The sequence below is a fragment of the Lactobacillus sp. HBUAS51381 genome, from assembly GCF_012641095.1.
GTDB lineage: Bacteria > Bacillota > Bacilli > Lactobacillales > Lactobacillaceae > Levilactobacillus.
In genome coordinates this window covers 1-807 of the sequence record NZ_JAAVSC010000080.1, presented here as the reverse complement: position 1 = coordinate 807, position 807 = coordinate 1, and the positions used below count along the sequence as shown (strand labels likewise).

The window sequence follows — 807 nt, the reverse complement described above, 5'->3', positions numbered from 1 at the left end:
TACCCTCCATAATTCTTCAATTGGCACAATTTTGTCACAGATTGCTTAGTTAGCCAACGGGAGATCGACAGTGTGATAGGTTATCGTCAGCGATGTGAGATAGGAGAGGATGGCGGGTGAAGTCCCAGGAAGTTTCGAAGGAATCCCAATCACATTTTGCCAAGTTAATTTGTTCATCAATAGGTGACGTTTTAATCGCATTATTGTCATCTAACCACGGAATTTGTTCAATATAGCTAGCCTTTAGGTTAATTGTAGGTGATAGAAGACGTACGTAGAACAAGCCAACAACGGAATTTAAAAGTGCCATTACGCGTAAGCTGGTAGAATGATCACCAAGGAACATCGCAGCCGCCATATCTGCTATAGAACCTGGTATTTGGTATCGAACACCAATTTTCCCAGAAGATATAACTGACCAAGTTATTCCAGGATAGAATAGATAAGGACTTTGCATACGCGATTTTATGTTTCCATTTTTGTCCCTATAGTTTTTTAGAACTTCTCCATTATTTTCCCAATAAACAACATACTCATTATTTCCATACCAAAGGCGTCTGTTTCCTCCCTTATTGTAAGGAACCCAAGCTATATTTCGCGAAGAAGAATTGACCCCAAAATTTGAATAGTTAATCTCCGACCACAGGCGGATAAATTTACCATTATTCCCAGTTTTACCACCTGCGACTGTACGTAAGACGTCCAATAAAGGGGATCCGTTTATAAAATTACTGATAACGGCTTGTGAGGCCCAGTAAGCAATTGGCATCCCCGGAATCTTCGCAAAGTTCGCTTGGTTAGTTCGAT

Annotated in this window: 1 pseudogene; it reads right to left on the bottom strand. The window is 40.4% G+C overall.

Annotation, left to right across the window (positions count from 1 at the left end):
- Positions 1 to 49: 49 nt before the first annotated feature.
- Positions 50 to 807, bottom strand: a pseudogene (locus HEQ50_RS12580) (BREX-1 system adenine-specific DNA-methyltransferase PglX); the annotation flags it as partial.